Below are 26,416 nucleotides of genomic sequence, written 5' to 3'. Positions count from 1 at the left end.
AGCAACTGCCAGCTGCGACTAGGACCCTGCGCACAATTTTTGTGCGCTAGCAAGCAACTGCCAGCTGCGACGAGACCCTGCGCACAATTTTTGTGCGCTAGCAAGCAACTGTCAGCTGCGACGAGACCCTGCGCACAATTTTTGTGCGCTAGCAAGCAACTGCCAGCTGCGACTAGGACCCTGCGCACAATAATTCAATAATAGCCTACTTTCTCGATTGATTTCAGTGGAGAATTACGATAGAATCGTGCCGTTTTTTTGCCCAGAATGCAGCTGAAATCTCGGACTCCGTTCTCATGCGACGAACCCTGCAAAGTATATCGTTTGTTATTGTGTCGGTATTAAATGATTAATATTTTTTGAATAACTGCAACCTATTCGAACTTACCTCCGTCTGAGGGTTTGTCAACATGATTGACGCTACATTCAAACATCGGAAGGAGTTTTTTGATATGAAGAAGAAACTAACTGTAATTTTAACTTTGGCAGGGATACTCGGCACAACAGCCGCAGTCGGAGCTGAGGATTTCGTAGAAAAGGTGACAGGTTACTTGCAAAAAGATGTCAAGATTCTTGTTAACGGACAAGACAGCAAGCTAACTCCTGTTTACATCGATGGAAAAGCGTACCTTCCCGTACGTGACGCTGCGACGCAGCTTGGATATACAGTAAATTACGATGAAGCAAACAAAGAGATCGAACTGGACGAAGCAGAAGTTGCTGACCTCATGCGCGCAACTGGTGTAATCGTAAGCTTACAGACGAAGGATGACGGGAATACCCGCATCGAGCTGCTCGGCAGCACATGGGTCATTTTAAACGTAGACAAATCGACTGTCATCAAGAGCCTTGACGGTAAAACACTAACTGCAGCTGATCTGAAAGCCGGCACTGAAATCGACGCTGGATTCGGACCTGCTATGGCGATGAGCTATCCGGGCCAAGCGCAAGCTGTAAACATTAACGTTCACGCGGACCGCCTGGTCAAAGAAGATACAATCAAAGAAGTGAAACATACGGATGATGGCTGGCAAGTTCAACTAGACAATTTGGTGCTTAACGGCGGTAAAGAAACTCGCGTCATGACGTCTCAAGGCGAATCCGTGAAATGGGAAGACCTGAAAGCCGATACGAAAGTAACTGCCTACTACGGTCCATTTGAAACGAAAAGCCTGCCACCGCAAAGCCCTGTGTACCTTCTCGTTGTTCAGGCTCAATCGCCTGTAATCGGCACACCGAAAATGTCGCCAGAGACAGCTCAGGAATACCGCAACTTGGCTTGGGCTCAAGTGAAGGAGCAAGCGTCCCACATTACAACGAAGCAAGACGAAGCAGTTGTTCAAATCGTTTCCTCTAATGAGGTAGGCGTATTGCCATCCACAGACGAGCAAAAGAAATTGCTTGCAGACGTTCAAGCTGCACACGGCAATTTCATTACAGTTACTTACAACACAGACCAAGATGAGCTGCTTGGGCCGTTAACTGCTGTGTTCGATTTCAACACAAAAGCTTTTATCGGCTTCAACGCTAGAAGATAAACGATTTCTATGTACAACAGACAAAGGCCAGCAAACGTAACGTTTGCTGGTTTTTTCATGTGAAAATCTACGTATTTTCCGATACAATATGTATCTAAAAATCATAGTATATGATACAATTAGTATAGAAGAAAGATAGGATAGCACACTCTACTCAGGAGTGAGGATCTACATACTTTCATGCGTAATTTACTATTTTCGGAGGTGACGGAACTGCATTTGGTTGCACAATATGGAGGTGAATAATGAAATTACACCGGAAAATCTTATTCCACTATCATCGTCTTATGCTAAACTCTCTCACTAGTGAACCACAATCCTTCCTACTTTTGGAGTACCACGCTAGTAAAATGAAGTACTATGCAGGGTTACTCCTCGCAGTGCTTCTACTATTCAACCAGCCGATCCATGCTGATACGCAGACGGATGAGGATAAGGCTATCTCAGCAGCCCAAAAGCTAATGAAAGCATCGGTGATTATTAACTCTGAGCTGTTTACAACGGGCAGTGGTTTTTACATTACACCCAACACGATCATTACGAATGAGCATGTGATTCATGAGATGCCAACATCTACCGTCAAATTTAGCAACAAATCCGGCCAATCCTGCACAGGTGAAGTCGGATATCGCGAGGAAAAGCTTGATCTAGCCATTATCCACACCTCGTGTACCAATGATACAGTCTTGAAGCTTAGTGAGTTCGTAATAGAGGGTCAAACTGTTCTCGCTTTTGGAAGTCCTAGATCCTTCCCTTTTACCCTGTCCAAAGGCATCGTGAGCAACTTCAGATGGGACATGATCCAGTTTGATGCCAAGGTTACATTCGGATCTTCAGGCGGTGTACTATCCAACCTAAATGGTGAGGTAATAGGGGTTGTCTCAAAAGGCGCGAAGGATACAGATTATATAGGGTTTGCAATTCCATCGCGTGTTGTAAGTCGCTTCCTTGATAGAAGCGGCATATCCATAAATGAACGATTAGCCGTCAAGTAAAATAGCCCAACGGCGAAATTAAAATGGCGTGTAAAGACTGGGAACAGTCTCGACACGCCATTTTGTTCGCTTACTAACGTTCTATAATGAAATAGGGTCAGCTCCATAATGTTGAAATAACCTCTCACCGATCGAATTATGAATGGTATGAGCGGTGTCTCTATAACCTAAAAAAAAGCATTCACCAAAGTTGAGTGAACGCCTAAGACAAAATTCATAATATGTGTCTCACTAATATAATCTATCTCGTCATTTGCTTGCTTAGCGCCTCTTGCGGCAGATAAGCATCATGCTCTCTCAGGGTTGTTATTAATTGCTCCGTATCCAGCTCACAGGCCGCTTGTCCTGTCTGAATCGTTTGTACAGCAGCTGTTCCAGCGGCCTGCCCCATCATAGAACAAGCGGGCTGCACTCGAATGGATCCATGCACCTGTACATCACTGGATACGCATCGCCCGGCCACCCACAGATTGCGCCAGCCCTTCGGGACCAGTACGCCATATGGAATACCGAAGGATTCGCCGGGGCTTAAACGGCCCGCTTTTTCAAACTCATCGTAATAGCGCTTGTATTCTTCTTCGGAGTTGTTATACGGATGAATATCGATAGACTTGTTAAAGAGACCGATCTGATCCGGAAATTGGCGGCGCGCAAAATAGTCTTTCACATTCAGCTCATACTCGCCAACGATGCGGCGCGACTCCCTTATCCCGATCAGCGATGCGGTCGTAACGTGCTCGATATTCTCAAAGCCAGGGACATACTTTTTATAAAAGTCCATGTATTCCCTCGCAAGTCTACGCCCCAACATCACGCCGTCCGTCAAATCCTTACAGCGAAGTGCATTTAAGTTAAAAAGATGCCCCCCGTTCAAATAGCCAACGGTATGATTTACTTTCGCCATCCCCGGCAAATGACGGTCCGGCTGTGAGAAATGTCCGTCACGAAGCGCAATGTGCAGCATCTCCTGCTGAATTTCATAAGACCTTCCTTTCGTGCGATCCCAGTCAATGTTAGCGAACAGAGATGCGAGCGTCGCTGGCATAATGCCTGGTGTATCCCTTCCGGCTTCCACACAGGCTGCGCCGCACAAATGCGCGAGTATGGCATCACCCGTACTGTCAATAAAGGTTTTGGCACGAACATAAGTAAAGCCTTCAATGTTATGCAGGACGACACCTTGTACAACACCTTGTACAGCATCCGCTTCCGCATCCACGACTTTCGTAAAAAAGCGAACTTCCACGCCGGCATCTACTGCAAATTCATCCAGAACTAATTTATAGCCCTCGACTTGGAAGGCGGTCCATTTGTGGTAATTTTTCCGCCAGCTATCTGGATCGATGTCTGGGCGTAATAACCCCCGTCGATACAACGTTTCAACGACCTCTTTCATAAAGCCGCCGACCAGCATGCGCTCGCCGTTCGCCATCGGGTCGAAAGCCGTTACCAAGCCGGAAGTGCCCATTCCGCCTAAGCAGCCGGTGCCTTCTACCAGCAGTACCTTGGCGCCCAATCTTGCGGCACTGATAGCCGCCGCCGCGCCGGCAGGCCCGCCTCCTGCTACAACGAGGTCATAGTGTTCCTCCGCGATTGGAATGTTGCGATGAAATGAATACGTTTGCATTGTGTGCTCCCTTCGTTTTCACGCCCTCTGTTCTCTTTCTATCGCTAAGTATAGGTTAACTTTTATTTTCTTTATAGTTTAATATTTGTTTAACTCTCCACAGCGAAAGAGCCTGTTTTTACACCGCGTTTGAGCCGTGATACTGTCCGTGTTCTCTTCTTCCGCGAGATAGACCTCCGTCCCGAAACTTGGGTCGGAATAAGGCATGTGCCATTTTGCGAAAGTGTATCTTTTTTTATAGTACGTTCATGTAAAAAAAGAAAAACTGCCGAGAGAATTAGAAGCTCTCGACAGTTTGCCTTCATTTCGTTTATTTTACCTTCCACAAACACAAGAGTTTGCTGGTTTATCATATAAAATCGAGTTACAAATAAGTTCTGAACCTACCTCTGCAAATCCATTGGATTTAGGTCTTTCTAACAGGGATACCAGACGGGAAGCTTTCGGTCCACACCCCGTTCTCATAACGGAGATGAATCGTGCCCGTTGGCACATTCAGCTGCAGCGAAAACGATGTCCAAGTCGCCGGAAGCTTCGGACAAAAAGCGATTTCTTTCCACCCCGGCTTCGCAGGCTTGAGGCCGATAATATCCTCAATCAGTACGGGAACCGGCCCGCTTGCCCATGGATGGCATAAGCTGGTATTCCACTTCTGATCCTTCCCCCATGCTTCGAAGCAAGTGGTTGCTCCTTCTTTGAGCATATTCCCCCACGAATGCTCGTCATCGGCTGAGAGCAAGTCATAGATCAATTCATACTCTGCGACCTCCGCTAGAGCTTTCATGACAAAGTAGGAGAAATAAACCCCGCATGCAAAACGCTTGGTCCGGATCATGTCGACAATGGCACTGACAGATTCCTCCGGAGCAATATGAAACAGAAGCGGAAGTACATTAGCATGCAGGGCATGATGCGTGCTCTGCTCCGAATCCGTAAACAACCCATTCTTCTCATCATAGAAAGCCTTTATGAAGCTCTTTTTTAATTTCGGCACCCGATTCTCATAGGCAACGCCGAGCAATTCACGTATTTCGTTTACGGTACTTATACAGCCGATGTATAAAGCATTAATGACATTATGGCAGCCAGGACCGACAGGTCTAGTCAGTTCGAAATCATAGTTATCACGTAAGTTTTGCGGCCAATCGACCAGATTCCATTTGTCCGTGACACCCTCAAGCAATCCATCTTCACGCTCAAACTTCTCAAAGTGTCGCAGCAAACCCTCCGCATACGGGTACATCTCCTGAAGGAATGCCGTATCCCCACTGTAACGATAGTACGTCATGACTTGCATCGGCCACTGCAAAGAGAAATCAGCGATCTCCTGCATGAAATGTCCGGGTACAACAGCCATGATCCCTCCACAGACGAACGAACTACGACCGAATTGCTCAATAGCCTTGCGATACAACCGTAAATCGCCACTGAGCAGCATATGGGAGTGACCAATGATCGTATTGTCGCCCAAATATTGCCCTTTCTCGCGGCTCGGACAGTCCACATAATTTTCCTGTGATCCATATTGGACACCGCTTTTGCAAATGTTAAAAATTTGATTCATCTGCTCATCCGAGCTCTGAAGCAAGCATCTTTGCTCATCTAACGGATAATGCCTGACTACGGCGTGGAAAGATTCCGGTCTCAGCGCTTCCTCGGGTCCTTGCACTTCCACATAGCGGAACGCCTTGTAATCATACGTTTCGAAGGAATCTACGTCACCGGATAATGTCCACTGATCATGATAAAGACAATTGCAGCGCATTTCGTAGCGAACTGCTTGATCCCCGGGCATCAGTTCTTCCCCTGACAAAATATGTACTAGTTCTCCCGCATTTCCATGTGCATGCATGGCAAATTGACCTGTCAGCTCGCCCCCGAAGTCGATCAAATAATGACCAGGTGCAAGCCGTTCCACATGCAATGGCTGCTTCTTATAAACGGCAACCAGCGGAGTGGGTTGCTGAACAAAAGTATAATCGGTCTGCTCCGCTGCCTCTGCATGCAGCCAATTCGAATCGTCGTAGCCGACTTCTGTCCAGCCCCGCTCCGATTGCCTTGCGTCCAAATGCTCTGTGAATTGCGTGTCATAGCCGAACTTCACACCCGGTTGATTATCTTTAGCCCGTTTCGCCTTCCAAGTACGATCTGACTTAACTAGCAGATTCTCGCCTGCCCACAGCTCAGCTATAAGACCTTGCCGATAGTCAGCACTGTTATATGCGCGATTTAGCAACCCCTGATAGTAGACATGAATGGCAATGACATTTTTCCCAACTTTTAAATATGAACGTACATCAATGCTATTAAAATAGTAGTGATTCGCATCACTCTGAGCCGGCCCCTGAGCAACGAACTCGCCATTGAGATACAGCTTATAATAATCATCTGCCGTCAGGTTAAGCCAAATCTTTTCCTCATTCATCACCTTTTCATCCAGCGCAATTACTGTTCTTACATACCAATGGTGATGCTGTAATTCCGGATCATGTGGTTCGATTTCAACCGCTTCGAGCTCTTTATGAAAGAGATATGATTTTTTCAAATGTATAAAAGGACGATCTGTCAACCAACTTGCCTGCCACTCATGCGTCAACTGAAACAACTCCACTTCGCTCGAATGTTGATTTTTGTACCAAATTTACAAACTCTGGAGCCATCATAGCGTGTGATTCCTACGGTTTCAATATACACTTTTTCGCTTAGATCACATTTCTTACACTCAAGGCGTAGCGGTGCAACCAAAAAAGTGATTATCAGGGCTTACGGCCCCAACAATCACTTGTAAATGTCTATCCGTTTTTACGCTCCAGCTTCGTTAATCGTCCGACTGAAATCCACTCGGCTACATACACATCCCCACGAGAATCTACACAAATCCCATGCGGCGAACTAAATTTGTTTGCACGAAGGTAATCTTGATCTACGTTGGGCCATCCTTGCTGTGATTTCGCTTGACGATCCTCACCCAAGTGGGCGACTAATCGGTCATGTTTATCAAATACCGTTACACGGCTATATAAGTCCGGAAAATACATCTCATCCTTGTGGAAATAGAAGCTGCAAGGCATATCCATATCATGGTCGAAGCTGCGCTTAAACTCACCGTCCAGCGTAAATACCTGGATACGATGATTGCCGCGATCCGCTACGTAAATTTCCGGTTCTCCTCGGCGCACGTCAATGGATATACCATGCGGACAACTGAATTGCCCCTCTTCGTTGCCTTTTCCTCCCCAGGAGCGGATATAGTCGCCAAGTGCATTATATTGATGCACCCAGCTCTGTCCGTACCCATCAGCGATATAAATATCGCCGTTTGGTGCTACAGCCACATCCGTTGGTACAAATTTGCGCTCATCGTCATAGACAGCCGGTAAATCCGGTGTACCGATCGTTAACAAGTGTTCACCTGTTAATGTGGTCTTCACCATGATTCTTTGGGCTGTATCCGTTATGTATAGGAATTCGCCGCCAGCTTCTTTATGAAGATAAAAGCCGTGCGCGCCTCCCGCGAACTCTTCTCCCCATGCACTCAGGTACTCCCCATTACGATCAAATACGACGACCGATGGTGTCCCCGTGTGGAACAAGTAGAACCGATCCGCCTCATCTACAACAATACCGTGAGAATAACCCAAAGTCACATGCTCAGGTACTTTTGCCCAATTCGGAATGACTTCATAAGCGTGGGACGTATTACCAACTTGCAAACCATGCACAGCTACTTTTTCCAATCTACGATCACTCCTTTATTTGGTATAAACAACGGGGAAATCTGCTCCAGTCAAAAGTTCACCTGATTGTACATGAATATGTTTACTCATGGGGTGATTACCGACGGGCTCGTAACGAATGTTACCCGGCATATAATGAACCGCAATCGCACGCCGTTTCATCTGGGAGTGGTTAGGCAAAGAACCGTGCCAGGTCATACAGTGATGGTAGCCTACTTGACCTTTCTTGATTTCGAACGGTACTGGCTTGATCTCGACACCTTCGGGAAGCAATTCAGGACGCTTATGCTGCGGCATATGGTCTGGGCCGTGAAGCAAGTGTCTTTGGTGATCTCCCCACGTATGACTTCCAGGCACCATCCACATGCAACCGTTCTCAACAACCGCGTCGTCCAACGCCACCCAGGCGCTGATTAGCTCTGAAGGTTTAATGATCGGCCATAAGGGATGATCCTGATGCCATTTCGTAGGCCCGCCTGTGACAGGCGGCTTGTATTGAATTTGATCATGCCAAATTCGCAATGTGTCCGTACCTGCGAGTTGTGCAACATCTTCACATAACGTGCGATTCGCTGCATGCTGCAAATAAAGATCACTAGCCATCCAAATGTTAACCACCTGAACGATGGTTTCATTCGCTTCCATACTCATACCATATTCGCTTTTGTCCAATAAATTACGATTCAAAACCGGTTTTTTCACCGTTTTGCCTTCCAGCACTAGATCCAACTCACGACGTAGAAGCTCAACCTCTTCGTCGTTAAGCACAACCTCACCTTTTACAAAACCATCACGCTCAAACGCTTCCACCTGTTCCACTGTCAGCATACCTAATCCCCCACCCACGATTTGTTAATAGCCACTGTTATTGCTTACATAATGAAGTGTAACAGCGTACCGCTTACAAGTCGTTGCAGGAAAGATTAGAATTAGTTGTACTTTCCAAAGGTGTTTACCTACAGGCAGCGAACTACTTAAGAATAAAAGATGGATAAGGAGAACGTCAAATGGAACTTTCTCACCCGCTTGGACCGATGGGCTTATTACTTCCTGCAGTGAACTATGCCAATATACAAAACGTTCCAGCAGGTACTGTTTACGGACCTCGAACCATTCCTGACTATCAGCTTCTTTATGTGGTCTCTGGGCGCATGGATTTGTTTATCGGCTCCGATGAATACGCGATTCTTCCAGGTGAATGTGCTTTTTTGGGATCAGATACGCCGCACAAGCTTACCGTTCATCCCGATAAATCAGTTACATTTATCAGTCTCCACTTTGATTGGTATCGTCTATCTCCAGAGCCCATTCATCCGGGCCCTAAGCTAAAATACTTCACGGGGAGCCCTCCGTATCAACCAGCGCAGCGCTACACGGTTGAAGTTGAGGGTTATGGCAGCATCACCGTCCCTATTCATTTCAGACTCATGGAAGGTGAACGTATTCTTCATCAGATTGTTCAGGAATACAAAGAAGAGGAGCATGGCTACGCGTTCGTATTAAGAGGACTTATGGTGCAAATCTTAACCGAAATTATACGTCGCGAGTTAGACGTTTCTTCCACACATAGCTCGAAACGAAGCATGATTACAAATGCCCTGCAAATGATCGTGGAACACCCCGAGCGTGCATGGAGTATAACAGAACTAGCCGAGAGCTGCGGTTATCATCACATCTACTTTTCCCAGTTATTTAAGGAAGTCATGGGTGTATCACCGAAGCCATACATGATTCATAAACGAATCCAATTGGCTAAGAAGCTGCTTTTAAAAGAAGAAAAAGTTGAAGTTGTTGCAAGTAAACTGGGCTATACCTCAATTCATTACTTTAGTCGTCATTTTAAGTCGATTACTGGCATGTCACCGTCTACGTTTAGACTTTATGGTGGTGAAGATGACCCAAAGGATTGAGTAGCCTCTCTAAGCACTATTGTTGCCAAACAAAATGAAGTGCAAGAAGCCAGCAAACGCAAGGGTTTACTGGCTTTCATAAAATCGATTTACAAATAAGTTCTGAAGTACTTCTTTTAATGTTGCCATCCTCCTAAAACCCTATTCAAGTCAACTAAATAGTGAATTAAATTACGCTTTCGCTGAGCAGATCGCAAATAGTTCCGTTAAGCTCGATATCGTGTACGTACTTTGAATAGCCGGCGGGCTTTGTTGCGACGTTCTATTAATCCAACAAGTATCAATGCCGGACAGCAGACCGCCTTTGATATCTGTATGTAATGAATCCCCAATGATAAGTGCTTCTTGTCTATTAAAATTCGGAATGTGATTTATCACATAATCAAAAAATGCGATGGATGGTTTTTGATAACCAATGCTTTGCGAATCAAAGATGTCTTCAAAATAATCATGCAGCCCCGACTGCTTCAATCTCTTGATTTGCGTGCGGGTGATGCCATTCGTAACTACAAGTAATCGATGGGTTGCAGATAAGCGCTGACAGACATCCAAAGCTCCTTCCACCAAAATCTGGTTTCCATTTTCCAGTAGTTCTCTATAGAAGTTTTCCCACTCAGAGCCGTCTACTTCCTTGCCGAGCCTTAACATCGTTTCCGAAAATCTCGAGTTCAGAACAACGTCGAGTGTAATCGTTCCGTTTTCGTAATCAGCCCATAATTGTTTGTTAACAGAATTATATAATTGAAATACCTCGTCCGAAAACGTATAGGCATATTGCTGAAATAATTTGGTCAACGATTCTGCTTCATTCGCACCGAAATCCAACAGTGTATCATCGAGATCAAATAGAAGTATCTTGTAACTCATTTTTCCTCCTTGTGAATTTACGAGTTCCCCGTACATGAATGCACGAGGAACTCGACTTCAATCATCTGTTATTTACTGACGGCCGGCTGATAATCGCCAGGTACCATGCCTGTAGAAATCGCCATTCGGTTCCAGGAATTGATACCATTAATCGCCATTAGCATATCAACAAACTGTTCTTCGTCGAAATGTCTACGGACTTGTTCATACAATTCCTGAGGCACGCCACCTTCAGAGATTCTGGTCACAGCTTCGGTTAATGCGAGCGCGGCACGCTCCGATGGTGTATAGAATGGAGCTTCTCGCCATGCGTTGAGCAAGTATAAACGCTGTTCCGTTTCCCCCATTGCCCGCGCATCTTTCGTATGCATATCAAGACAGAAGGCACAGCCATTAATTTGCGAGGCACGAATTTTAATTAGCTCCCACAGTTTATGGTCAAGACCGCTCTTCTTCACATACCCTTCTAGTTTTAAAAGTGTTTGAAAAGATTCTGGGCGTACTTTCGTATAATCCAATCTGATTTCCATTTGTCATTACTCCTTTATTTTGAATTTATAAACTCACATTGCGTCGACGATATCGAACAAAGCATGCAGTACTCCCCAATGCATAGTTGAATCTAATTCCCATAATATCTTCTCCGTGTTTAGATAATTTATCTCACGGATTAAATGTCGACAATAGTTATCGTCGATTAACTTCATCTACAATATAACTTTTCCTTTCTGTGTTGTCAACCAGCATCCAACTGGCATTTTTTGCGTGCAAAACTCCCCAGACTTCTATTTGACAAGGTTTATTAATCTATCTAATATGTAAAATATCAACTTTTGTATGTAGAAAGCAGGTGTTTGCATGCAGTATAGTATTGGCGTTGAGTATGCACTGCATTGCTTAGTATATTTGATCGATATTCCACCTGATTCGACTATTGGTATCAAAGAGTTATCTGCCTTTCAAGGGGTATCGGAAACTTACTTGTCCAAGATTTTCGGCAAATTATCGAAAGCTGGTATTGTTAGCTCTGTTCCCGGGGTAAAAGGCGGTTATAAATTAGCCAAGCCTCCTGCGGATATCTCGTTTTGGAATGTCGTAGAAGCCGTTGAAGGGGCCACGCCTATTTTTCAATGTAAAAACATCAAAAATAACAGCTATCTTTGTCGCGACGAAGAGTCTGCGGCATGCGCCAAAGCCACTCCCTGTGTGATTAATTTAACGATGCGTACGGCCGAGGAAAGCATGCGAAATATGCTGCGTAATAAATCCTTGAATTGGCTTAATGAAGAACTCGATCGCGTGTTAACACCAAAGGCGCGCCAAGAAACCCGCGACTTTTTTGCAGGTGGCGTTAACGTTTAATGTCGATCCAACGTTCTACATTTTAATAGATGCGAATAAATTTGATCTTAAATTTATCAAATGAAGGAGAGATCAAATGGCAGGTGAAACGCAGCATTTATACCAATTGATTTTTGGTGGGTGGATCCAACAAGCCTTATCCGTTGCCGCGAAGTTGGGCATTCCGGATTTGTTACAAGAGTCTCCTAAAAGCCATGAACAACTTGCTATAGAAACAAAAACGCATGCACCTACGCTATACCGTTTATTGCGAGCGCTCTCAAGCGCAGGGATATTCAAAGAGTTGGACAATAAGTGCTTTGAAAATGGTCCGCTTGGTGTACTCCTACAGACAGACATTAAAGGTTCTGCCAGAGGCATCGCTATTATGGTAGGAGAAGAATGGGATAGGAATTCATGGAGCAATCTTCTGCACGCCGTTGAAACCGGGGAACCCGCCTTCCGGAAAACGTATGGCATCCCCTTCTTCGATTATTTATCGGAGAACCAAGAAGCTGGAGAAATTTTTAATAATGCGATGTCAGGTTTTTCTAAAGTAATTGGACCTATGCTGGAAGTTTACGACTTTTCTCCATTCAACAAAATTATCGATATCGGTGGTGGACATGGCAGATTGATGGAAGGCATACTGTGCAAACATCCTCATGTAACAGGAGCGATTTATGATCTTCCAGCTGTCATTGAAGGTACAAAAACATTTATTCAGAGCGTAGGCCTCAATAACCGTTGCGAATGCATCGCTGGAAGTTTCTTCGATTCTGTTCCGGTTGGCGCAGATGCTTACATTTTAAGAAGTATTATTCATGACTGGAGCGATGAAGAGTCCATTAAGATCCTTCAACATTGCAGACAAGGAATACTGGATCATGGAAAACTTATATTAATTGAAAATGTCATTCAAACAGATAGCGCATCTAATCCCTTTCTTAATTTTGTTGATTTGGAAATGGCTGTGCTCTTAACTGGAAAGGAGCGTACGGAAGCAGAGTTTAGTGAACTATTCGAAAAAGCTGGATTTAAATTATCGAAAATAGTCCCTACGCCAATGAATAATTTTATTATTGAAGGGATCCCCGTATAAGGTTCCTGATAAAAGAAACAGCGGCAGCCCCGACTGGCAATAAAGTCATGGCTGCCGCTGCATTATGCAATTATCTTTCTCCATTAAACGACACATTAAGCTTTTCAAACTCATCTTTTGTTTGCCCAAATACATACTCGTCGTAATGCTTACCCTTCGTAAAAATCATTTCTCTGAGTATCCCCTCTTGGACGAATCCAAGATGCTTCTGCAAAGCGTGCGAACCTTCATTGAAGGCATACACATAAGCGTTAACCTTACGGTACCGTAATTCCTCAAAGAAATAACGAAGCAAAATCCTTACAGCCTCGGAAGCATAACCTTTTCGCCAATATTTACGGAAGATAGCTACACCGTATTTAAAGGTGCCATTACGTGTGTCACAACTGCTTGCCGTTATGCTGCCAACATGAGTTCCATCGAGTGTTTCAATTGCTAGAAATACATGATTACCTTCGGATTCCTTTGAGGATGTGCGTTCCGCCCAAGCTTTTGTGCCATCTTCAGACCTCGGGAAATATAGGGAATCGCATAGTCTTGCCCCCTCCGAATCCTGGTCATTCTCATGGAATTCTTTCCAATCTGATGGTATCACAGGGCGTAATCTGACTTTAGAACCTGACCAAATATTGGCGACCATTTCAATTCCCCTTCACAGCCTTTGCCCCAATTTTACTATTATTGCTCGGAGAATATCTTATTTTAATTAAACTTTCCTGTAATAGCTAAAATTCTACGCCAGTCTATATCTTTATTTTCTCGGTTTATCAAGACTTGGTCAAAATCCAAAATTGACTTACTCAAGTGAGCGCTTCCATACAGACTTTGTGAAGGCAACCCGAAATCCTAACCTCTGCAAATTTCGAAATGAAGTTGTACCAAACTCACATTGAGCAACAATCAGATTGCACCCTTTTGTTTTCGCATCTTTTAGACGCCTATGCAACATGGCCTGTTGCATGCCATTCCCCCTAAACTCTGGAATTGTTCCTGCCATTGCCAGACAACCTACCCCATCGTCTGCAATGTGCATCATAGAAAATCCAGCTGGCTCGTTTCCAATGAAACCAAGATATAATGACCACGAAGAGTCTTGTTGCAAAAAGGAGAATGATTCTTCATTTTCTGCAATGGTGGGAGGCAATTCTAATGATTTACAAAAAACTTCACTAAATAATTGAACATCAACATCTTGTACATTCAGAATTTGAACAGAAGACTTTTCTATTTCAAATATGTTTGGTGAAGTTGTATATAAGGCGGTATGAAACCCTTCCTGAAAAAAACCTTTTTGGCTGAGTTTTAATGTCATTCCATCAGTGATATCTGTCGGAATGAGATCAATTTTAAAATCAGGATTACCGGAATCGAAAAATGTTAGAATTTGATCCAATAATGGCAAATCAGACGGTCCAAAACACCACAATTTGTTGAAATCATTGGAAAGACCCCTGACTGATAAAGCTGTAGATTGTCCGAACCTTCTTACCTCTACTTGATAGGGATTGCCGCTTCGGTTCCGGATTGCATTCATCCGTCCGAACATCACTTCAAAATCTGAAAACTCAATGCGCCTAGCTAAATCATTTGTTAAAATTAGCTCCATATTACCCTCACCTCCTTCATATCCCTTTGAAAAAGAAAACCGATCCAATTATAATTAAAGGAAATTAGTGGGATTTCCCCAAATTTCTCATCATCATTGTTACCAATTCTTATGTGATACGTATAGCAGATATTCAACTAAACTAATTTATCCCCTTAAATAAAGCAGTGGAATATTTGTCCACATAGTAGACGTATAATAAAACTGAATGATATCGTTAGGGGCGAACCAATCCAATGGAGAGTTCATTACTTAGTGCTTTAAGTGTTTCATTTCTGCTTGTTGCTATGTTAACCCCTATTTTAATATGGGCGTTGCGTAGTTTAAAGCTAACTCAACCTATCAGGGTAGAGTTGCCACCGGACCATCAAGCCAAACGTGGTACTCCTCTGATGGCAGGTATTATCCTACTTATAGGGGTAATTACTTCAACATACTTCCATCCTAAGCCATTGGTACTTTTCCTTGGAGCAACTTTTATTTTATTTGGCTTATTAGGGTTTATGGATGATTTTAAAAAGGCTGCTTTTCAAGACCCCTCTGGTATATCAGGAAAAACGAAACTGATTTTTCAATTCGCTTTCACTATCGTATTGTTATTTGTATTACTTTATCAGTTCAATTTGAGTTCAGAAATCACCCTATTTAAAGATTTTAACCTCCACTTACCAATTTTCGCATATCTGATCCTAATGATGTTATTTATTGTGGGTTCGGCCAATGCAATAAATTTTACTGATGGGCTGGATGGTCTTCTAATAAACGTTGCAATACCAACTTTCTTTTTCTTTTTTGTGATTTCGGAAAGTATTGAAGTACAGACTTTCTCGTTAGTTATGATTGGCTGCTTGTTAGGTTTATTTATGTATAATATTTATCCAGCAAAAGCGTTTATGGGGGATACTGGGTCTCTTGCAATAGGTGGTTCTCTTGCTTTCTTGGCTGTAATTGAAAAGGTTGAAATTTTGATTCCGATCTTATTTTTTGTTTATCTAGCAGAGCAACTATCTGTCATATTGCAAGTTTGGTATTACAAGAAAACCAAATTGAGAATATTCCGAATGGCACCTATTCATTATCACTTTAGTTTGAAGTATGGCTGGAGTGAAAATAAAATTGTGATGATATTCGGATTCATATCTTGGATATCCGCATTAATTTCTTGGATGATTTGGAAATACATACTATAACCAAAATGCTCCTACATCTTCCCTTAATAAACAAAGCAGGTCGCCGCGCGCCTGCTTTATTTGTTATGCAGCTAACGTTCCTACTTGGTCGCTCCCGCTAGCTTGAGCTCTACTTTCGGTGTGATCGTTACTTTCGACTTAGCAAAAGCCGCTGCCCAATCGTTTTGTACCGTTTTCCAAGCTGAATATTGATAAGCCCTTACATACAGCCCAAAGCCGAAAGGATCAACCTCGTTTTTCTGGCATTTCGCGACTAAATCCGTAAACTCTTGCTGGAGCTCAGAAGCGATCGCCTCTTCCAATTGCTTTTGTTGTTTGACGATGTCGAGTTTAAAGTCGCGAGAGGTTAGATCGACAGCCATTTTCAAATCAACGTCAAATGCAAAGCCTGTATGATCATCTAGTCTAGATTTAATTTTCATTTTGATTTTCTTTACGTTTATGGTAATAACATGATCGGGAGGATCAGATTGATTAAGCGTTTCCGCGACAGGGATCGAGAGCGAGATGTCTCCCTTGGCTTCCTTTTGCAGGATCAACAATAATGAGCTCTCTTGCAAACCGACTGAGGTGGCGTACGATCCATCGTCATGCAGCAACCCCGTACCTGTCACTTGGATCTGCTCTTTATCCATCTTTACGTTGGAAATCGAAGGCGTTGTGCCCTTCTCTTCCATTTGCCAAGTTAAATTCTGCAGTGTGGTCGATGTGGTAATAATCCGATGATTCGCCGTATCGATTAACTTCCTCATATGTAGGGAAAGTCGGGGCTTGTCTTTCGGTTTACTATCGAAGATCTCACCGATCGGCCCGTCCACGAGGATCATTCGCGAGGTTACGGTTGATTTGGGATCACGAATAAGTACATCGAGTAACTGAAACCAATCCTCCCTTTTTTGAAGCAGACGCTTACCAAGTAGAATCGTTTGAATTTTGCCTCCTATGGTTAGCCCTGTCGCAATGGAGTCGAATTTCGTACGCGATTCACGTATGGAAGTTACCTTCACTCCGATGGACTCTGATTTTTCCTTCGCTTCCTTATAAAATACAGGGCTTTGCTGAAAGATGATTAAATTATTTTTCTCATCCAAATCCAAGCCCAACATCAGGGTCAGCGAAGAATCCTCTAAAGCCATTTGGTCGTAGCACCCCGTATTCATCAAAAGACTTGCAACGATAATTAGCCCCGTAATTACGCGTTTCATAGCGAAGCCCCCTTTCGCAGCCTTCTGAATAGGGTTGTATACAGCCACAAAAACCAAGGAAATATAAATGCAAAGATGATCCCTGCATTTCCTGACCACTCTTGAAACTTCTGCCCACTGCTATATCCCGGAGCATAGAAAAAGGAAGCCATCAGCAACAATAGGACATAGATCCTTACATAAGGACGATGGTCTTGTTTGCCAAAAATCAGGCTAGACCCCAGTGAGGCATAATACAGAGCAAAGATCCAAACTCTTGAAAGAATAAAAAGATAGCCCACAATCCATATCACTTCAAATCGCTCCATAAAACGAAATTCAATCGTTTTTAATAGCCGAAGCGGAGGCCAATTATAATGCGTGATGCCATCCGGCGGAAAATAAACAAAACAAACGAGCACCGCCATGACATAAATGAACAACGTCAACGTATTGGCAATAAAGACTCCCTTCATCGCTTGTTCTTTGTGTTTCAAAAAGGGATACAAAATAAAAAGCGTTTCAAATCCCTGAAAGGAAAGTGAGGTTGATTTCCCCCCTTGAAGGATAGGCATCCAACCCTCTTTTAGAATGGGTAACAAATTTAGCCAAACACTCTCTCTCAAGGCATACATAAACAAAGGAATCAACCATAAACAGCCCCAAAACGTTAATTCCGCATATCTAGCTAAGATACGAAGATGGTTTCTGGCAATCGTATAAATCGGGATGCAAACTAAAAGCGCGAGTAAGTAATTGGGTGTCTTCGGTAGTAACGTTTGCTTAACTACGGAAAGTGCTGCGAAGGTACTCGAGAAAAAAGCCAGCAGAAAATAACCGACCACCAAGAGGTTTAACAACAGGCCGAGCCATTTTCCAAAATACCTCGGAAGCAAGTCATACAGCGTATCCTCCGGATGGTGCTTCATGATTTGAATGATAACGACACTTAAGATGACTATAATCGCCCAACCAATAAAAAGCGATATCCACCCATCCGTTCCAGCGACCTTGGCCAAATCCGCAGGTAGGGTAAGGATCCCAACGCCTAATTGCGCACCATGAATCATGAAAATAAACTGCATCAGCGTAATGTCGTTCAATGCATACCTTTTCATTCACCATCACCTTTAGGCGGATTTGAAGCTTGTCGTTTTAATTGTGTAGGCCTTGCGTTAAGAGGACGTTTATCCAATTTCCAGAGCGGGAAACGGATGAACGTATCTTTCCAATCTGCAAAACGGACGGGACTAAAGGGACTAAAATACGGTGTCCCCAACGATTCCAATGCAATTAAGTGCCCGATGAGCACCATCGTGCCAATGCCAACGCCCACAAGCCCGAAAAATGAGGCCAGCAGCATCATCGGAAAACGAATTAAGCGAACGGTGGAGGACATATCACTGTTTGGAATAATATAGGAGGATAAACCTGTCAGAGATACGACGATAACCATAATATTACTAACAATTCCTGCCTGAACCGTCGCCTGACCGATTACAATGGCTCCTAATATACCGACAGTTTGACCAATCGGAGATGGCAGACGAATACCCGCTTCTTTCAACATTTCCAAAGTGAACTCCATGATCAAAGCCTCCAGAAGTGGCGAAAAGGGAACGCTAGCCCTAGATTCCCCAACAGACAGCAGCAGCTGTAAGGGAATGACTTCGATGTTAAAGGAAATGACGGAGATATAAATGGCAGGTAATAAAATAGCGACAAAGAAGGCGCTGTAGCGCAGTATTCGCATGAACGATGCGACTTGCCATCCCATCGAATAGTCATCGATATTTTGAAAAAAGTTCACTAATGAAGCTGGTCCCATCAGGACGCCCGGTGACCCGTCGAGTACAACCGCGATTCTTCCTTCGAGAACATGCAACGCTACAACATCGGGCCTCTCCGAAGTAAGAAATTGCGGAAAAGGTGAATAGGGATTGTCCTCAATCAGCTCCTCTAGTTCCCCCACGCCGATGACAGAATCAATATGTAATTGCCTGATCCGATCTTCGAATTCTTGCAGAACTTCTGGCTCGGTGACATCTTCCAAATAGATCAGGCTAGCTTTTACCTTTCCCCTCTGACCTACTTCGATTTCTCTCACTCTCAATTCTTGGTTCGGAATGAGCATTCTAATCAAAGCAACATTGGTGCTTCCCTTTTCAATAAAGCCTTGATGCGCACCTTTGATCGACATTTCTGATTGGGGATCTTGGATATCCCTTTGTGGCAATTTGCTCGTATTCAGTACTTCTACGGTCACTTTGCCTTCCTCAAATAACGCGCTTTGACCTAATAGAATAGCTTGTTTAACTGCGGACCAATCCTCTGACTGAGAAACATTGCCAATCGTAATAAGTTGTCGGATCGGTGTATTCCCTGCTCCCTCGTGCATCAGCGGATGGAGTATATTGTTATGAATCATATCCCTATCAGATAGCAGATCCAAATAGACGAGGATAGCTGATGTACCAGAAGACTTGATCTGAAACTCACGAACGATGAGCCCAGGGATTTCATCTTGCATGCTCTGAAGCCTTGTGTGCGTATCTGCGAAATCAGCTTGAATTGGCATCTTTTCTTGCGAATTGGAACCCATTGTGATCCCTACTTTTTTCACGGTTACTCAGTAGCATGCGGAATAAATTGAATTTTATTCCAAAATAGGCTAATTAGTCTCAACAAAAAAATGACCGCTCCCCAGCTGACGAATGGGAAGCGGTCTCTAAGAAAAGTAAGAAGCCCGAACCTGGTTCGGGCTTCTTCGAAATCCTCTTTAACGAAATGGTCGGAACGCCATGCGAAGCTCCTCGGAGAACAGCAACGGCACCTGCCACGCGGCGAAGTGTCCTCCCCTGGCGACCCGGTTGTAATAGAATAGCTTCGGGTACGCTTCCTTCGCCCAACTAAGAGGAGCCTGATAGAGCTCGTCGGGAAAGACGCTGATGGCGACCGGGATATTATTGACGCCTTTGACAGAGAAGAACGGGAGCTTGTTTTCCCAATAGAGGCGAGCCGCAGAGACAGCCGTGTTCGTCAACCAATAGAGCGTGATGTTATCGAGGAAATCGTCTCGCGAAATGCCCCCGGGGTGACCGAAGAAAGCTCCCGAAATGAGATCCAAGCTTTTCGCGTCATGGTCGAGATTGAATGCCGCGAGGCCCGCCGGCGAATCCGCCAGCGCGGTCAGCGTTTGCGGGCGCCTTCCCATGATCTGGGAGTAACCGACATGCTGAAAGAAGAAATCCAGCTGCATCCAGGCGTTCTTCTGTTCTTGCGTTAAATCGGGGGGCATCGGATCCCCGTTAATGATCGCCGTTTCGTAGGCGGGAGGCACCGTGCCGGGCATGTTGCTGTGAATGGCGAACAACCCCGGGACCTGTTGCACCCCCATCATGTCCGAGACGAGTGCGCCCCAATCGCCCCCTTGGGCCGCGTATTTCGTATAGCCTAACCGGTTCATCAGCACCGCCCAAGCTCGGGCGATTCGAGGAATATCCCAACCGGGCTTGGGCGGCTTGCCGGAGAATCCGTAACCCGGCAGTGAAGGAATTACGACGTGGAACGCGTCCGAGGCCGGCGCTCCGTACGCCGTCGGCCGGGTCAGCGGATCGATGACTTTCAGCAGTTCGACGATCGAGCCCGACCATCCGTGCGTCAGAATCATCGGGATCGCTCCCTCGTGACTCGACCGAACATGAATAAATTGAATGTCCAAGTCGTCGATTTCCGTAACGAATTGCGGGATGGCGTTCAGCCGTGCTTCGAATTTGCGCCAATCGTATTCGGTTGCCCAATAGCGCGCGATGGTTTGAATCGTCTCAAGCGGCACGCCTTGCGACTGACCCGGGGCATTTTCCTTGTCGGGCCATCTCGTTGCGGCGACTCGCTGGCGCAGGTCCATAAGGGCCGACTCCGGAATGATTCCGGGTCGAAACGGTCGAACGGCGGTATTGTCTCTCATCGGCAATCTCCCTTTTTTCCAATGCTAGCCTTTCCCCTATTGATACGATGGTAAAACCCGAATTATTCTCGATATCCGGATATAGCGCAACAGAAATAGCCCCCTGCATCTACGGCAAAAGGGCTATTCTAAAGGGGCATTTCATTTACGCCTCTTTTCCTTACTTATGATGCGGTTCACTCATTAACCGCTGGAGCCGGCTTTCGTTAGCCTCCGGCCCACCAGGTCGCACAGGATCGGCAACAGAACTATCATCAATCCGCTTCAGCCGAACGCTCATGCCATACGCTGAGCTCTTTCAGCTTATTGTTATACGATTCGCGAATCGTGTCTGCAGAATAAGATCCAACCGGCAGCCGGAGCGGCACATTACCGCTTTTAATGACGGAAATAATATATTGCACCGCTTTGGCCGGATCGCCGATCTTGACGTTCGAAAATCCTTTTTGAAAAGCTTCGTAAAGCGGCAGGTACTCCGGCTTCATCGCGGAGCGGTCCATCGAGTGTCCGATAAACTCGGTTGCGAACACGGCCGGTTCCACGATGGTTGTCTTGATCCCGAAGCTTGCGAATTCCTGTGCGAATGACTCAGAGAAGCCTTCGACAGCAAACTTGGAAGCGGCGTAAAGGCTGAACGGCGGATAGGACACTTCTCCGAAGAAAGACGAGAAATTAATGTAATGCCCCGAGCCTTGACGCTTGAACACGGGAAGCGTCGCGCGAATGACATCCAGTACGCCGAACAAGTTAACGTCGAACTGTTTCCGGATTTGTTCATCCGTATACTCTTCCAGCATGCCGAAAAGTCCGTATCCCGCATTATTCACGACAATGTCGATTTGCCCGAATACGTCAACGGCTTCTTGAACGGCGGCTTGAATTTGGTCCTTCTTGGTCACATCCAGAGCAGCAAGATGGACACGATCCGGTGCCAACGCTTTAAAATCCTGAATAGCATCAAGTCTGCGTGCCGTTGCGACGACTTTGTCTCCCGCTTGAAGCAGCTGCTCCACAAAATGGCGGCCAAATCCTGTCGAAGTTCCTGTAATAAACCACACTTTACTCATTGTAATTTCTCCTTTTTATTTGAGATCGATCGTTCTTATATTAGCAAAAAAAAGCTTTACTTAGGCATTAAGCATCGCCATTGTAAAATCGACTATGCGGTGAAGCTTCTCTTTGTCGGTGGAGGTTCGAGCAAGTACGCGCAGCCCCACCATCGTGTTATGAATATTCGCCGCAAGTTCACTTGCGTCATGGGTCGTGGCGAACTCTCCGTTTTCCTGTCCCTTTCGGATCAGTCCGGCAATAAGCTGTTCCGACCTGTCAAAGCTTTCTTCAGCCATAACGTCCACTTCGGGATCCCACGGGGCAAGCTCCACCGCCATATTAACGAGCAAGCAGCCCAGCGGCTTCTCTTCGTTTCCTTCAACCATATAGTCAAATAGAAAACGTAAAGCGTCTTTTGCGTTTTTGGCGCGAGTAATGCCTGAATCAAAGTGCACGAGCAAGGTCTTGGAATAACGGTCGATGACTTTTAGAAACAATTGATGTTTGTCTCCAAACGTATCGTACAAACTTCTGCGATGGACACCCATATTCTCGACCAGGTCGTTAATGGACGTCTTCTCATAGCCTTGTGCCCAGAATAAATGCATCGCTTTTGTCAGAACTTCGTCCTCATCAAATTTCTTCACTCTAGGCATTATGTTCTCCTCCACCCCCTTTCTTTATTCCACATCGAGTACTATACCATAATGAGAACGATCGGTAAATAACATTTTTTACTGGTCGTTCCCGTATTTTTCGCTGTCACTTGTGATAGGGTTCACCGCGCTGTGTGAAACGGCAAGTTTAAAGCCATCCCGTTTAGGATGGCCCTCTTTTTGATCTCGCATCTCTTTTGCAAAAAGAACGTGAATGGAATACTCGAATTTAAAGCAACTTAATCAAATCTTCTAGCTCATTAACCAATACTTTTGCTAGTTCAAAATTAGTATCTTTTAAAGCCAATTCTATTTTCAGTTCAAGCGATTTTTTATTTTGTTCAGTTTCTAAATAGTCTTTACCAAAATGACTAGCATAAATCATCTGTCTAAATTTTCGCATACTCATTTTTCTAATCGTCTTATCGTCAATGATTAACACATAATCCATACCATTTACAACAGAATAGAAATCATGAGAAATCATGAGAATCGCACCTTTATAGTCTTCAATGGCTTTTTCCAGTGCTATTTGTGAATAGATGTCTAAATGGCTTGTCGGTTCATCAAGAAGCAATACGTTTGCTTTACTGGCAGAAACTTTAGCCAATTGAAGCATATTTTTTTCTCCACCAGATAAAGATGCTATCTTTTGATTAACGATTTCTCCTTCAAAGCCATAATTTGAAATATACGATCTAACCTCATCATACGTTTTAAACCCAGCATCCATGAATTCTTCTAGTATTGTATTAGAGTCCTTTAGCACTTCTCCTTGATTCTGAGATAAATAAGCCACTTTAACATCCGCATTTATTTCAATTGAAGCATGATTATTTTTAAAGATATCTCGGAGTAAAGTCGTTTTCCCGGTACCGTTTGGACCAATAATGGCTACTTTATCCGTAGATTTTATCTCAAAGTTAACATTGTCTAAAAGCAACTCACCAAAAGTAACACTATAGTTATTGACATTTACAACAATGGTGTCTTCCATCTCATTTTCAATACCAAAACTAATATTCGGTTGCTTAATATCAACAAAAGGCGCTTTAATTCTACGCGCTTCCAATCTTTCTTGAAACCTAACTCTAGCTTTTAACGCTCTACCTCTAGATGCTTCTGAATTATACGTTGCGATAGCTCTAAGATTATCAATAATGTTATCGTATCTCTCAATTTCTTCTTGTTCAGCAACTGCGATTTCTTGCAACTCAATTTTTGTCTGAAGTAATGAGAAATTGTACTCAATATATCGCCCATCAAACTCTTGGATCTCCATGTTTTCAAGGTGTAGTATTTTGTTGAAACAATGATTTAATAGATATCGGTTGTGTGTAACGACTAGCAGCATTCCTTTGTGAGAATTAATCAGATTTTTAAGCGCATTTAGATTTCCAAAGTCTAAAAATACATCGGGTTCGTCCATAATCATTAAGTCTGGACTACTAAGCATTTCCTTCATCACTTGAATAAGTTTGAATTCCCCGCCACTCAGATCGGATACTCTTAGATCTTTTAGTTTCATGAGGTTTGCTAGATTTAGTTTCTTATTAATGTTACTTTCAAAATCAGCACCACCGATTGAATCAAACGTGTCTAAAGCTAATTGATACTTTTCTAATAACGCATCCATATCCGATGATGTTTCCATCTCCGTACAAATAGCTGTTATTTCATTTTGTATCTTAATAAACTCTTCCCCTATATATTCAAAAACGGTTGTTTCTTTCGTTTTGTCGAATTGTGGGAATTGACTTACATGCCGAATTTTGCAAGTCGGGTCTATTTCTAACTTGCCCTCGAACAAATATCTTTCTGGATCCATCAGTATATCTATTAATGTACTTTTCCCACTGCCGCTTGTTCCTATAAAAGCGCAATGTTGTCCCTCTTCAAGCGTAAATGTAATGTTTGTATATAGTTCTTTTTGGGGAAATGAGAAGGATAAGTTATCAACTTTTATCATAGTATTACCTTTCTTTATAACTAAAATGGTGACTATTTTTAGATGTGTTGCAAAACATAGACTTTGAGTTTACCGTTGTTAGAGTAACACTGTTTAGAACCAACTTCAATCTATTAGTATTTCCATCCCTTGGGGGTCAAAGTTCCATGCTACCTTAACTGTCCTCATAAAAGCACCGGAATGAATTGATAAGGCGAGAATACCTCCTGACGAATAGCCTAGTCGCGGAGCTCGAAGGCGGCGCGGCTGATTCTTCGAGTCCATAGAAGTCCACCCTCTTTTCCTTATGATCATATCACAAGTAAACTAACTAGTTGAGAAAAGGCAACCGATCACTAGGTCGGCTGCCTTCTCTTGTTTCCTTACTTATTTGAATTTGTAGTAACTTGTTGAACCTTTTTAGATAGTAGCTCAGCTAATTCATCTTTTGGTGGAGATGTAATGCCTGGCTTCTTATTTTCTACTGCTCGTAGTTGTATTTCAACTTGGGCTTGTATAATTACATCGTTCACTTCTTTTTCTGATACATTCTTTGAAGCTGCAACTTCAATAACTGTCTTACCTGTATCTAATTCTTTTTGTAGTTCCGCTGCATCCATTTGCAACAATTCAAATAGTTTAGCGTTATTTAACATACCAGCACCAAATCCTTTGAGGATACCCTCTTCGGCTTTCACATAGACCTTTTTTTCTTGGTTAGAAATTTCATTGACTTGTTCACTTTTTTGTACGCTTTGAATCTTTTTTACATTCTCTTTTTCAGCAGCTAGAGCTTGTTCGTTATCTAAATCCCATATATTTCTTTCATTAATTGCGGATTCCGTCCATTTAATCATTGCCTCTTTTTTACTAGAATCGGGTTCAATTCCTTGTGATGCATTAAACTCTTCCTGTGATTTTGCTGCAATTTCAGTAAAGAAATCAATTATCTTCTGTTTTGGAACATTTTTAGATTCTGCAATTTCAACGATGGATTTACCCGAAGCTAATTGTTCTTTCACAGTGGCGGCATCCATATTAAGTAAACTAAATAATTTATCGTAATCTAAGTATTCTGCGCCCGGCCCTTTATATTCAAAATCTTGCGGCTGTCCTTTGGGTGCATCGAATACTTTTCCGCTTGCACTTATTACTTGCTTATCTTTTAATGATAACTTAGAACTAGCAAAGGCGCTTCCTGCTCCTACAACTAATACTGCTGCTGTCAAACCCATAATTAATAATTTCTTTTTCATATGATCACCTATTCCTTTGTTTTTTCTTACCCATAAAATTTATCACCCCTTTGTCAAGTTCAAATGAAGATAAAACGAAGATAGAACGAAGATAAAATGAAGATGATATCAAGATAAACTAAATTAAATAGGCGTTCACCCAATAGAGTGAACGCCTATTTAATTTCAAAACTTAGTTTGTTACTTCAAGACTTTATTGTTTACTTCAATACTTTAATGTCCACCAACACAAACTACTTCAAAACTTATTCGTCAACCGATATACTCAATACTTTATTGTCAACTTCAAAACTTATTTGTCACCCGATAAAAAGAAGGTGTTGGATGACAAATAAGTTTTGAAGTGCAAGAAACCAGCAAACGCAAGGGTTTGCTGGTTATTCTTTTAAAAACAATTTACAAATTAAGTTTTGAAGTGGTGTTTTCGGGTGAAAAGCTTGAA

At 43.5% G+C, this 26,416-nt stretch carries 22 protein-coding genes; 6 read left to right on the top strand and 16 right to left on the bottom strand.

The genetic code is table 11. The features are described from left to right. Positions 1–452 precede the first annotated feature (452 nt). Together AC58QO_RS27875 and AC58QO_RS27870 are read left to right on the top strand one after the other, a co-directional pair. Positions 453–1,538, top strand: coding sequence for a stalk domain-containing protein (locus AC58QO_RS27875; RefSeq protein ID WP_497271328.1), 1,086 nt, complete (start codon positions 453–455; stop codon positions 1,536–1,538). Between the two features lie 245 nt (positions 1,539–1,783). Then, positions 1,784–2,533, top strand: a complete 750-nt coding sequence (locus tag AC58QO_RS27870; protein WP_497271327.1) for a S1C family serine protease — start codon at positions 1,784–1,786, stop codon at positions 2,531–2,533. Positions 2,534–2,774: 241 nt separating this feature from the next. Here AC58QO_RS27870 and AC58QO_RS27865 read toward each other — a convergent pair whose 3' ends face one another. From AC58QO_RS27865 to AC58QO_RS27850, 4 genes are all read right to left on the bottom strand, one after another. Further along, positions 2,775–4,160: an FAD-dependent oxidoreductase gene (locus tag AC58QO_RS27865; protein ID WP_497271325.1), complete on the bottom strand. Its 1,386-nt coding sequence runs from the start codon at positions 4,158–4,160 to the stop codon at positions 2,775–2,777. Positions 4,161–4,566: 406 nt separating this feature from the next. Beyond that, positions 4,567–6,756 carry a family 78 glycoside hydrolase catalytic domain gene (locus tag AC58QO_RS27860; RefSeq protein ID WP_497271323.1) on the bottom strand — a complete coding sequence of 730 codons (2,190 nt, stop codon included), beginning with the start codon at positions 6,754–6,756 and terminating at the stop codon, positions 4,567–4,569. A 196-nt stretch (positions 6,757–6,952) separates the two neighbouring features. Further along, positions 6,953–7,897, bottom strand: a complete 945-nt coding sequence (locus tag AC58QO_RS27855) for a 6-bladed beta-propeller (protein WP_497271321.1) — start codon at positions 7,895–7,897, stop codon at positions 6,953–6,955. Positions 7,898–7,912: 15 nt separating this feature from the next. Then, the gene (locus tag AC58QO_RS27850) at positions 7,913–8,725 is read right to left on the bottom strand and encodes a phytanoyl-CoA dioxygenase family protein (RefSeq protein WP_497271319.1); all 813 of its coding nucleotides are present in this window, start codon (positions 8,723–8,725) and stop codon (positions 7,913–7,915) included. Positions 8,726–8,904: 179 nt separating this feature from the next. On the opposite strand from AC58QO_RS27850, the gene AC58QO_RS27845 reads away from it, so the two are divergent. Further along, entirely contained in the window at positions 8,905–9,807 is a 903-nt protein-coding gene (locus tag AC58QO_RS27845; protein WP_497271317.1) for a helix-turn-helix transcriptional regulator, read from the top strand. Positions 9,808–9,978: 171 nt separating this feature from the next. On the opposite strand, the gene AC58QO_RS27840 is transcribed toward AC58QO_RS27845, so the two are convergent. Then, on the bottom strand, positions 9,979–10,674 hold the full coding sequence (locus tag AC58QO_RS27840) for a YjjG family noncanonical pyrimidine nucleotidase (RefSeq protein ID WP_497271315.1): 696 nt from the start codon (positions 10,672–10,674) through the stop codon (positions 9,979–9,981). A 68-nt stretch (positions 10,675–10,742) separates the two neighbouring features. Continuing rightward, the gene (locus AC58QO_RS27835) at positions 10,743–11,204 is read right to left on the bottom strand and encodes a carboxymuconolactone decarboxylase family protein (RefSeq protein ID WP_497271313.1); all 462 of its coding nucleotides are present in this window, start codon (positions 11,202–11,204) and stop codon (positions 10,743–10,745) included. A gap of 328 nt (positions 11,205–11,532) precedes the next feature. Between AC58QO_RS27835 and AC58QO_RS27830 the strand changes: the two genes are divergently transcribed. Both AC58QO_RS27830 and AC58QO_RS27825 read left to right on the top strand, forming a co-directional pair. After that, complete coding sequence (locus tag AC58QO_RS27830; RefSeq protein WP_497271311.1) at positions 11,533–12,036, top strand: Rrf2 family transcriptional regulator; 504 nt, start codon at positions 11,533–11,535, stop codon at positions 12,034–12,036. Positions 12,037–12,112: 76 nt separating this feature from the next. Next, positions 12,113–13,117: a methyltransferase gene (locus AC58QO_RS27825; protein WP_497271309.1), complete on the top strand. Its 1,005-nt coding sequence runs from the start codon at positions 12,113–12,115 to the stop codon at positions 13,115–13,117. A 70-nt stretch (positions 13,118–13,187) separates the two neighbouring features. Here AC58QO_RS27825 and AC58QO_RS27820 read toward each other — a convergent pair whose 3' ends face one another. Further along, the gene (locus AC58QO_RS27820; RefSeq protein WP_497271307.1) at positions 13,188–13,757 is read right to left on the bottom strand and encodes a GNAT family N-acetyltransferase; all 570 of its coding nucleotides are present in this window, start codon (positions 13,755–13,757) and stop codon (positions 13,188–13,190) included. 156 nt (positions 13,758–13,913) lie between these two features. After that, positions 13,914–14,723, bottom strand: coding sequence for a GNAT family N-acetyltransferase (locus tag AC58QO_RS27815; protein WP_497271305.1), 810 nt, complete (start codon positions 14,721–14,723; stop codon positions 13,914–13,916). Between the two features lie 236 nt (positions 14,724–14,959). Here AC58QO_RS27815 and mraY point away from each other — a divergent pair, with 236 nt between their 5' ends. Next, the gene (mraY, locus tag AC58QO_RS27810; protein ID WP_497271304.1) at positions 14,960–15,913 is read left to right on the top strand and encodes a phospho-N-acetylmuramoyl-pentapeptide-transferase; all 954 of its coding nucleotides are present in this window, start codon (positions 14,960–14,962) and stop codon (positions 15,911–15,913) included. A gap of 80 nt (positions 15,914–15,993) precedes the next feature. Here mraY and AC58QO_RS27805 read toward each other — a convergent pair whose 3' ends face one another. From AC58QO_RS27805 to AC58QO_RS27770, 8 genes are all read right to left on the bottom strand, one after another. Then, on the bottom strand, positions 15,994–17,118 hold the full coding sequence (locus AC58QO_RS27805) for a Ger(x)C family spore germination protein (protein ID WP_497271302.1): 1,125 nt from the start codon (positions 17,116–17,118) through the stop codon (positions 15,994–15,996). Then, a complete protein-coding gene (locus AC58QO_RS27800) occupies positions 17,115–18,215 on the bottom strand; it encodes a GerAB/ArcD/ProY family transporter (RefSeq protein ID WP_497271300.1) in 1,101 nt (366 codons plus the stop codon). The genes AC58QO_RS27805 and AC58QO_RS27800 overlap by 4 nt, the downstream gene beginning before the upstream one ends. Beyond that, positions 18,212–19,699: a spore germination protein gene (locus tag AC58QO_RS27795; protein WP_497271298.1), complete on the bottom strand. Its 1,488-nt coding sequence runs from the start codon at positions 19,697–19,699 to the stop codon at positions 18,212–18,214. The genes AC58QO_RS27800 and AC58QO_RS27795 overlap by 4 nt, the downstream gene beginning before the upstream one ends. A gap of 177 nt (positions 19,700–19,876) precedes the next feature. Continuing rightward, the gene (locus AC58QO_RS27790) at positions 19,877–21,064 is read right to left on the bottom strand and encodes an epoxide hydrolase family protein (protein WP_497271296.1); all 1,188 of its coding nucleotides are present in this window, start codon (positions 21,062–21,064) and stop codon (positions 19,877–19,879) included. 254 nt (positions 21,065–21,318) lie between these two features. Next, positions 21,319–22,131, bottom strand: coding sequence for an SDR family NAD(P)-dependent oxidoreductase (locus tag AC58QO_RS27785; protein WP_497271294.1), 813 nt, complete (start codon positions 22,129–22,131; stop codon positions 21,319–21,321). A 60-nt stretch (positions 22,132–22,191) separates the two neighbouring features. Then, on the bottom strand, positions 22,192–22,770 hold the full coding sequence (locus tag AC58QO_RS27780; protein ID WP_497271292.1) for a TetR/AcrR family transcriptional regulator: 579 nt from the start codon (positions 22,768–22,770) through the stop codon (positions 22,192–22,194). A gap of 229 nt (positions 22,771–22,999) precedes the next feature. After that, positions 23,000–24,739, bottom strand: a complete 1,740-nt coding sequence (locus AC58QO_RS27775) for an ABC-F family ATP-binding cassette domain-containing protein (protein ID WP_497271290.1) — start codon at positions 24,737–24,739, stop codon at positions 23,000–23,002. A gap of 362 nt (positions 24,740–25,101) precedes the next feature. Beyond that, positions 25,102–25,974, bottom strand: a complete 873-nt coding sequence (locus AC58QO_RS27770; protein WP_497271288.1) for a hypothetical protein — start codon at positions 25,972–25,974, stop codon at positions 25,102–25,104. Positions 25,975–26,416: the final 442 nt, after the last annotated feature.

This window comes from Paenibacillus sp. J31R30 (assembly GCF_059692115.1).
Note: the sequence above shows the minus strand (reverse complement) of the source record. Positions and strands in the feature narration are given on the sequence as shown.

Excerpts from the sequence above, each read along its gene's own strand:
- AC58QO_RS27800 (WP_497271300.1), bottom strand. The coding sequence starts at position 18,215 with ATGAAAAGGTATGCATTGAACGACATTACGCTGATGCAGTTTATTTTC.
- AC58QO_RS27840 (WP_497271315.1), bottom strand. The coding sequence starts at position 10,674 with ATGAGTTACAAGATACTTCTATTTGATCTCGATGATACACTGTTGGAT.
- AC58QO_RS27795 (WP_497271298.1), bottom strand. The coding sequence starts at position 19,699 with ATGGGTTCCAATTCGCAAGAAAAGATGCCAATTCAAGCTGATTTCGCA.
- AC58QO_RS27815 (WP_497271305.1), bottom strand. The coding sequence starts at position 14,723 with ATGGAGCTAATTTTAACAAATGATTTAGCTAGGCGCATTGAGTTTTCA.
- AC58QO_RS27775 (WP_497271290.1), bottom strand. The coding sequence starts at position 24,739 with ATGATAAAAGTTGATAACTTATCCTTCTCATTTCCCCAAAAAGAACTA.
- AC58QO_RS27825 (WP_497271309.1), top strand. The coding sequence starts at position 12,113 with ATGGCAGGTGAAACGCAGCATTTATACCAATTGATTTTTGGTGGGTGG.
- AC58QO_RS27875 (WP_497271328.1), top strand. The coding sequence starts at position 453 with ATGAAGAAGAAACTAACTGTAATTTTAACTTTGGCAGGGATACTCGGC.
- AC58QO_RS27850 (WP_497271319.1), bottom strand. The coding sequence starts at position 8,725 with ATGCTGACAGTGGAACAGGTGGAAGCGTTTGAGCGTGATGGTTTTGTA.
- AC58QO_RS27835 (WP_497271313.1), bottom strand. The coding sequence starts at position 11,204 with ATGGAAATCAGATTGGATTATACGAAAGTACGCCCAGAATCTTTTCAA.
- AC58QO_RS27770 (WP_497271288.1), bottom strand. The coding sequence starts at position 25,974 with ATGAAAAAGAAATTATTAATTATGGGTTTGACAGCAGCAGTATTAGTT.
- AC58QO_RS27870 (WP_497271327.1), top strand. The coding sequence starts at position 1,784 with ATGAAATTACACCGGAAAATCTTATTCCACTATCATCGTCTTATGCTA.
- AC58QO_RS27830 (WP_497271311.1), top strand. The coding sequence starts at position 11,533 with ATGCAGTATAGTATTGGCGTTGAGTATGCACTGCATTGCTTAGTATAT.
- AC58QO_RS27785 (WP_497271294.1), bottom strand. The coding sequence starts at position 22,131 with ATGAGTAAAGTGTGGTTTATTACAGGAACTTCGACAGGATTTGGCCGC.
- mraY (WP_497271304.1), top strand. The coding sequence starts at position 14,960 with ATGGAGAGTTCATTACTTAGTGCTTTAAGTGTTTCATTTCTGCTTGTT.
- AC58QO_RS27780 (WP_497271292.1), bottom strand. The coding sequence starts at position 22,770 with ATGCCTAGAGTGAAGAAATTTGATGAGGACGAAGTTCTGACAAAAGCG.
- AC58QO_RS27820 (WP_497271307.1), bottom strand. The coding sequence starts at position 13,757 with ATGGTCGCCAATATTTGGTCAGGTTCTAAAGTCAGATTACGCCCTGTG.
- AC58QO_RS27790 (WP_497271296.1), bottom strand. The coding sequence starts at position 21,064 with ATGAGAGACAATACCGCCGTTCGACCGTTTCGACCCGGAATCATTCCG.
- AC58QO_RS27865 (WP_497271325.1), bottom strand. The coding sequence starts at position 4,160 with ATGCAAACGTATTCATTTCATCGCAACATTCCAATCGCGGAGGAACAC.
- AC58QO_RS27805 (WP_497271302.1), bottom strand. The coding sequence starts at position 17,118 with ATGAAACGCGTAATTACGGGGCTAATTATCGTTGCAAGTCTTTTGATG.
- AC58QO_RS27845 (WP_497271317.1), top strand. The coding sequence starts at position 8,905 with ATGGAACTTTCTCACCCGCTTGGACCGATGGGCTTATTACTTCCTGCA.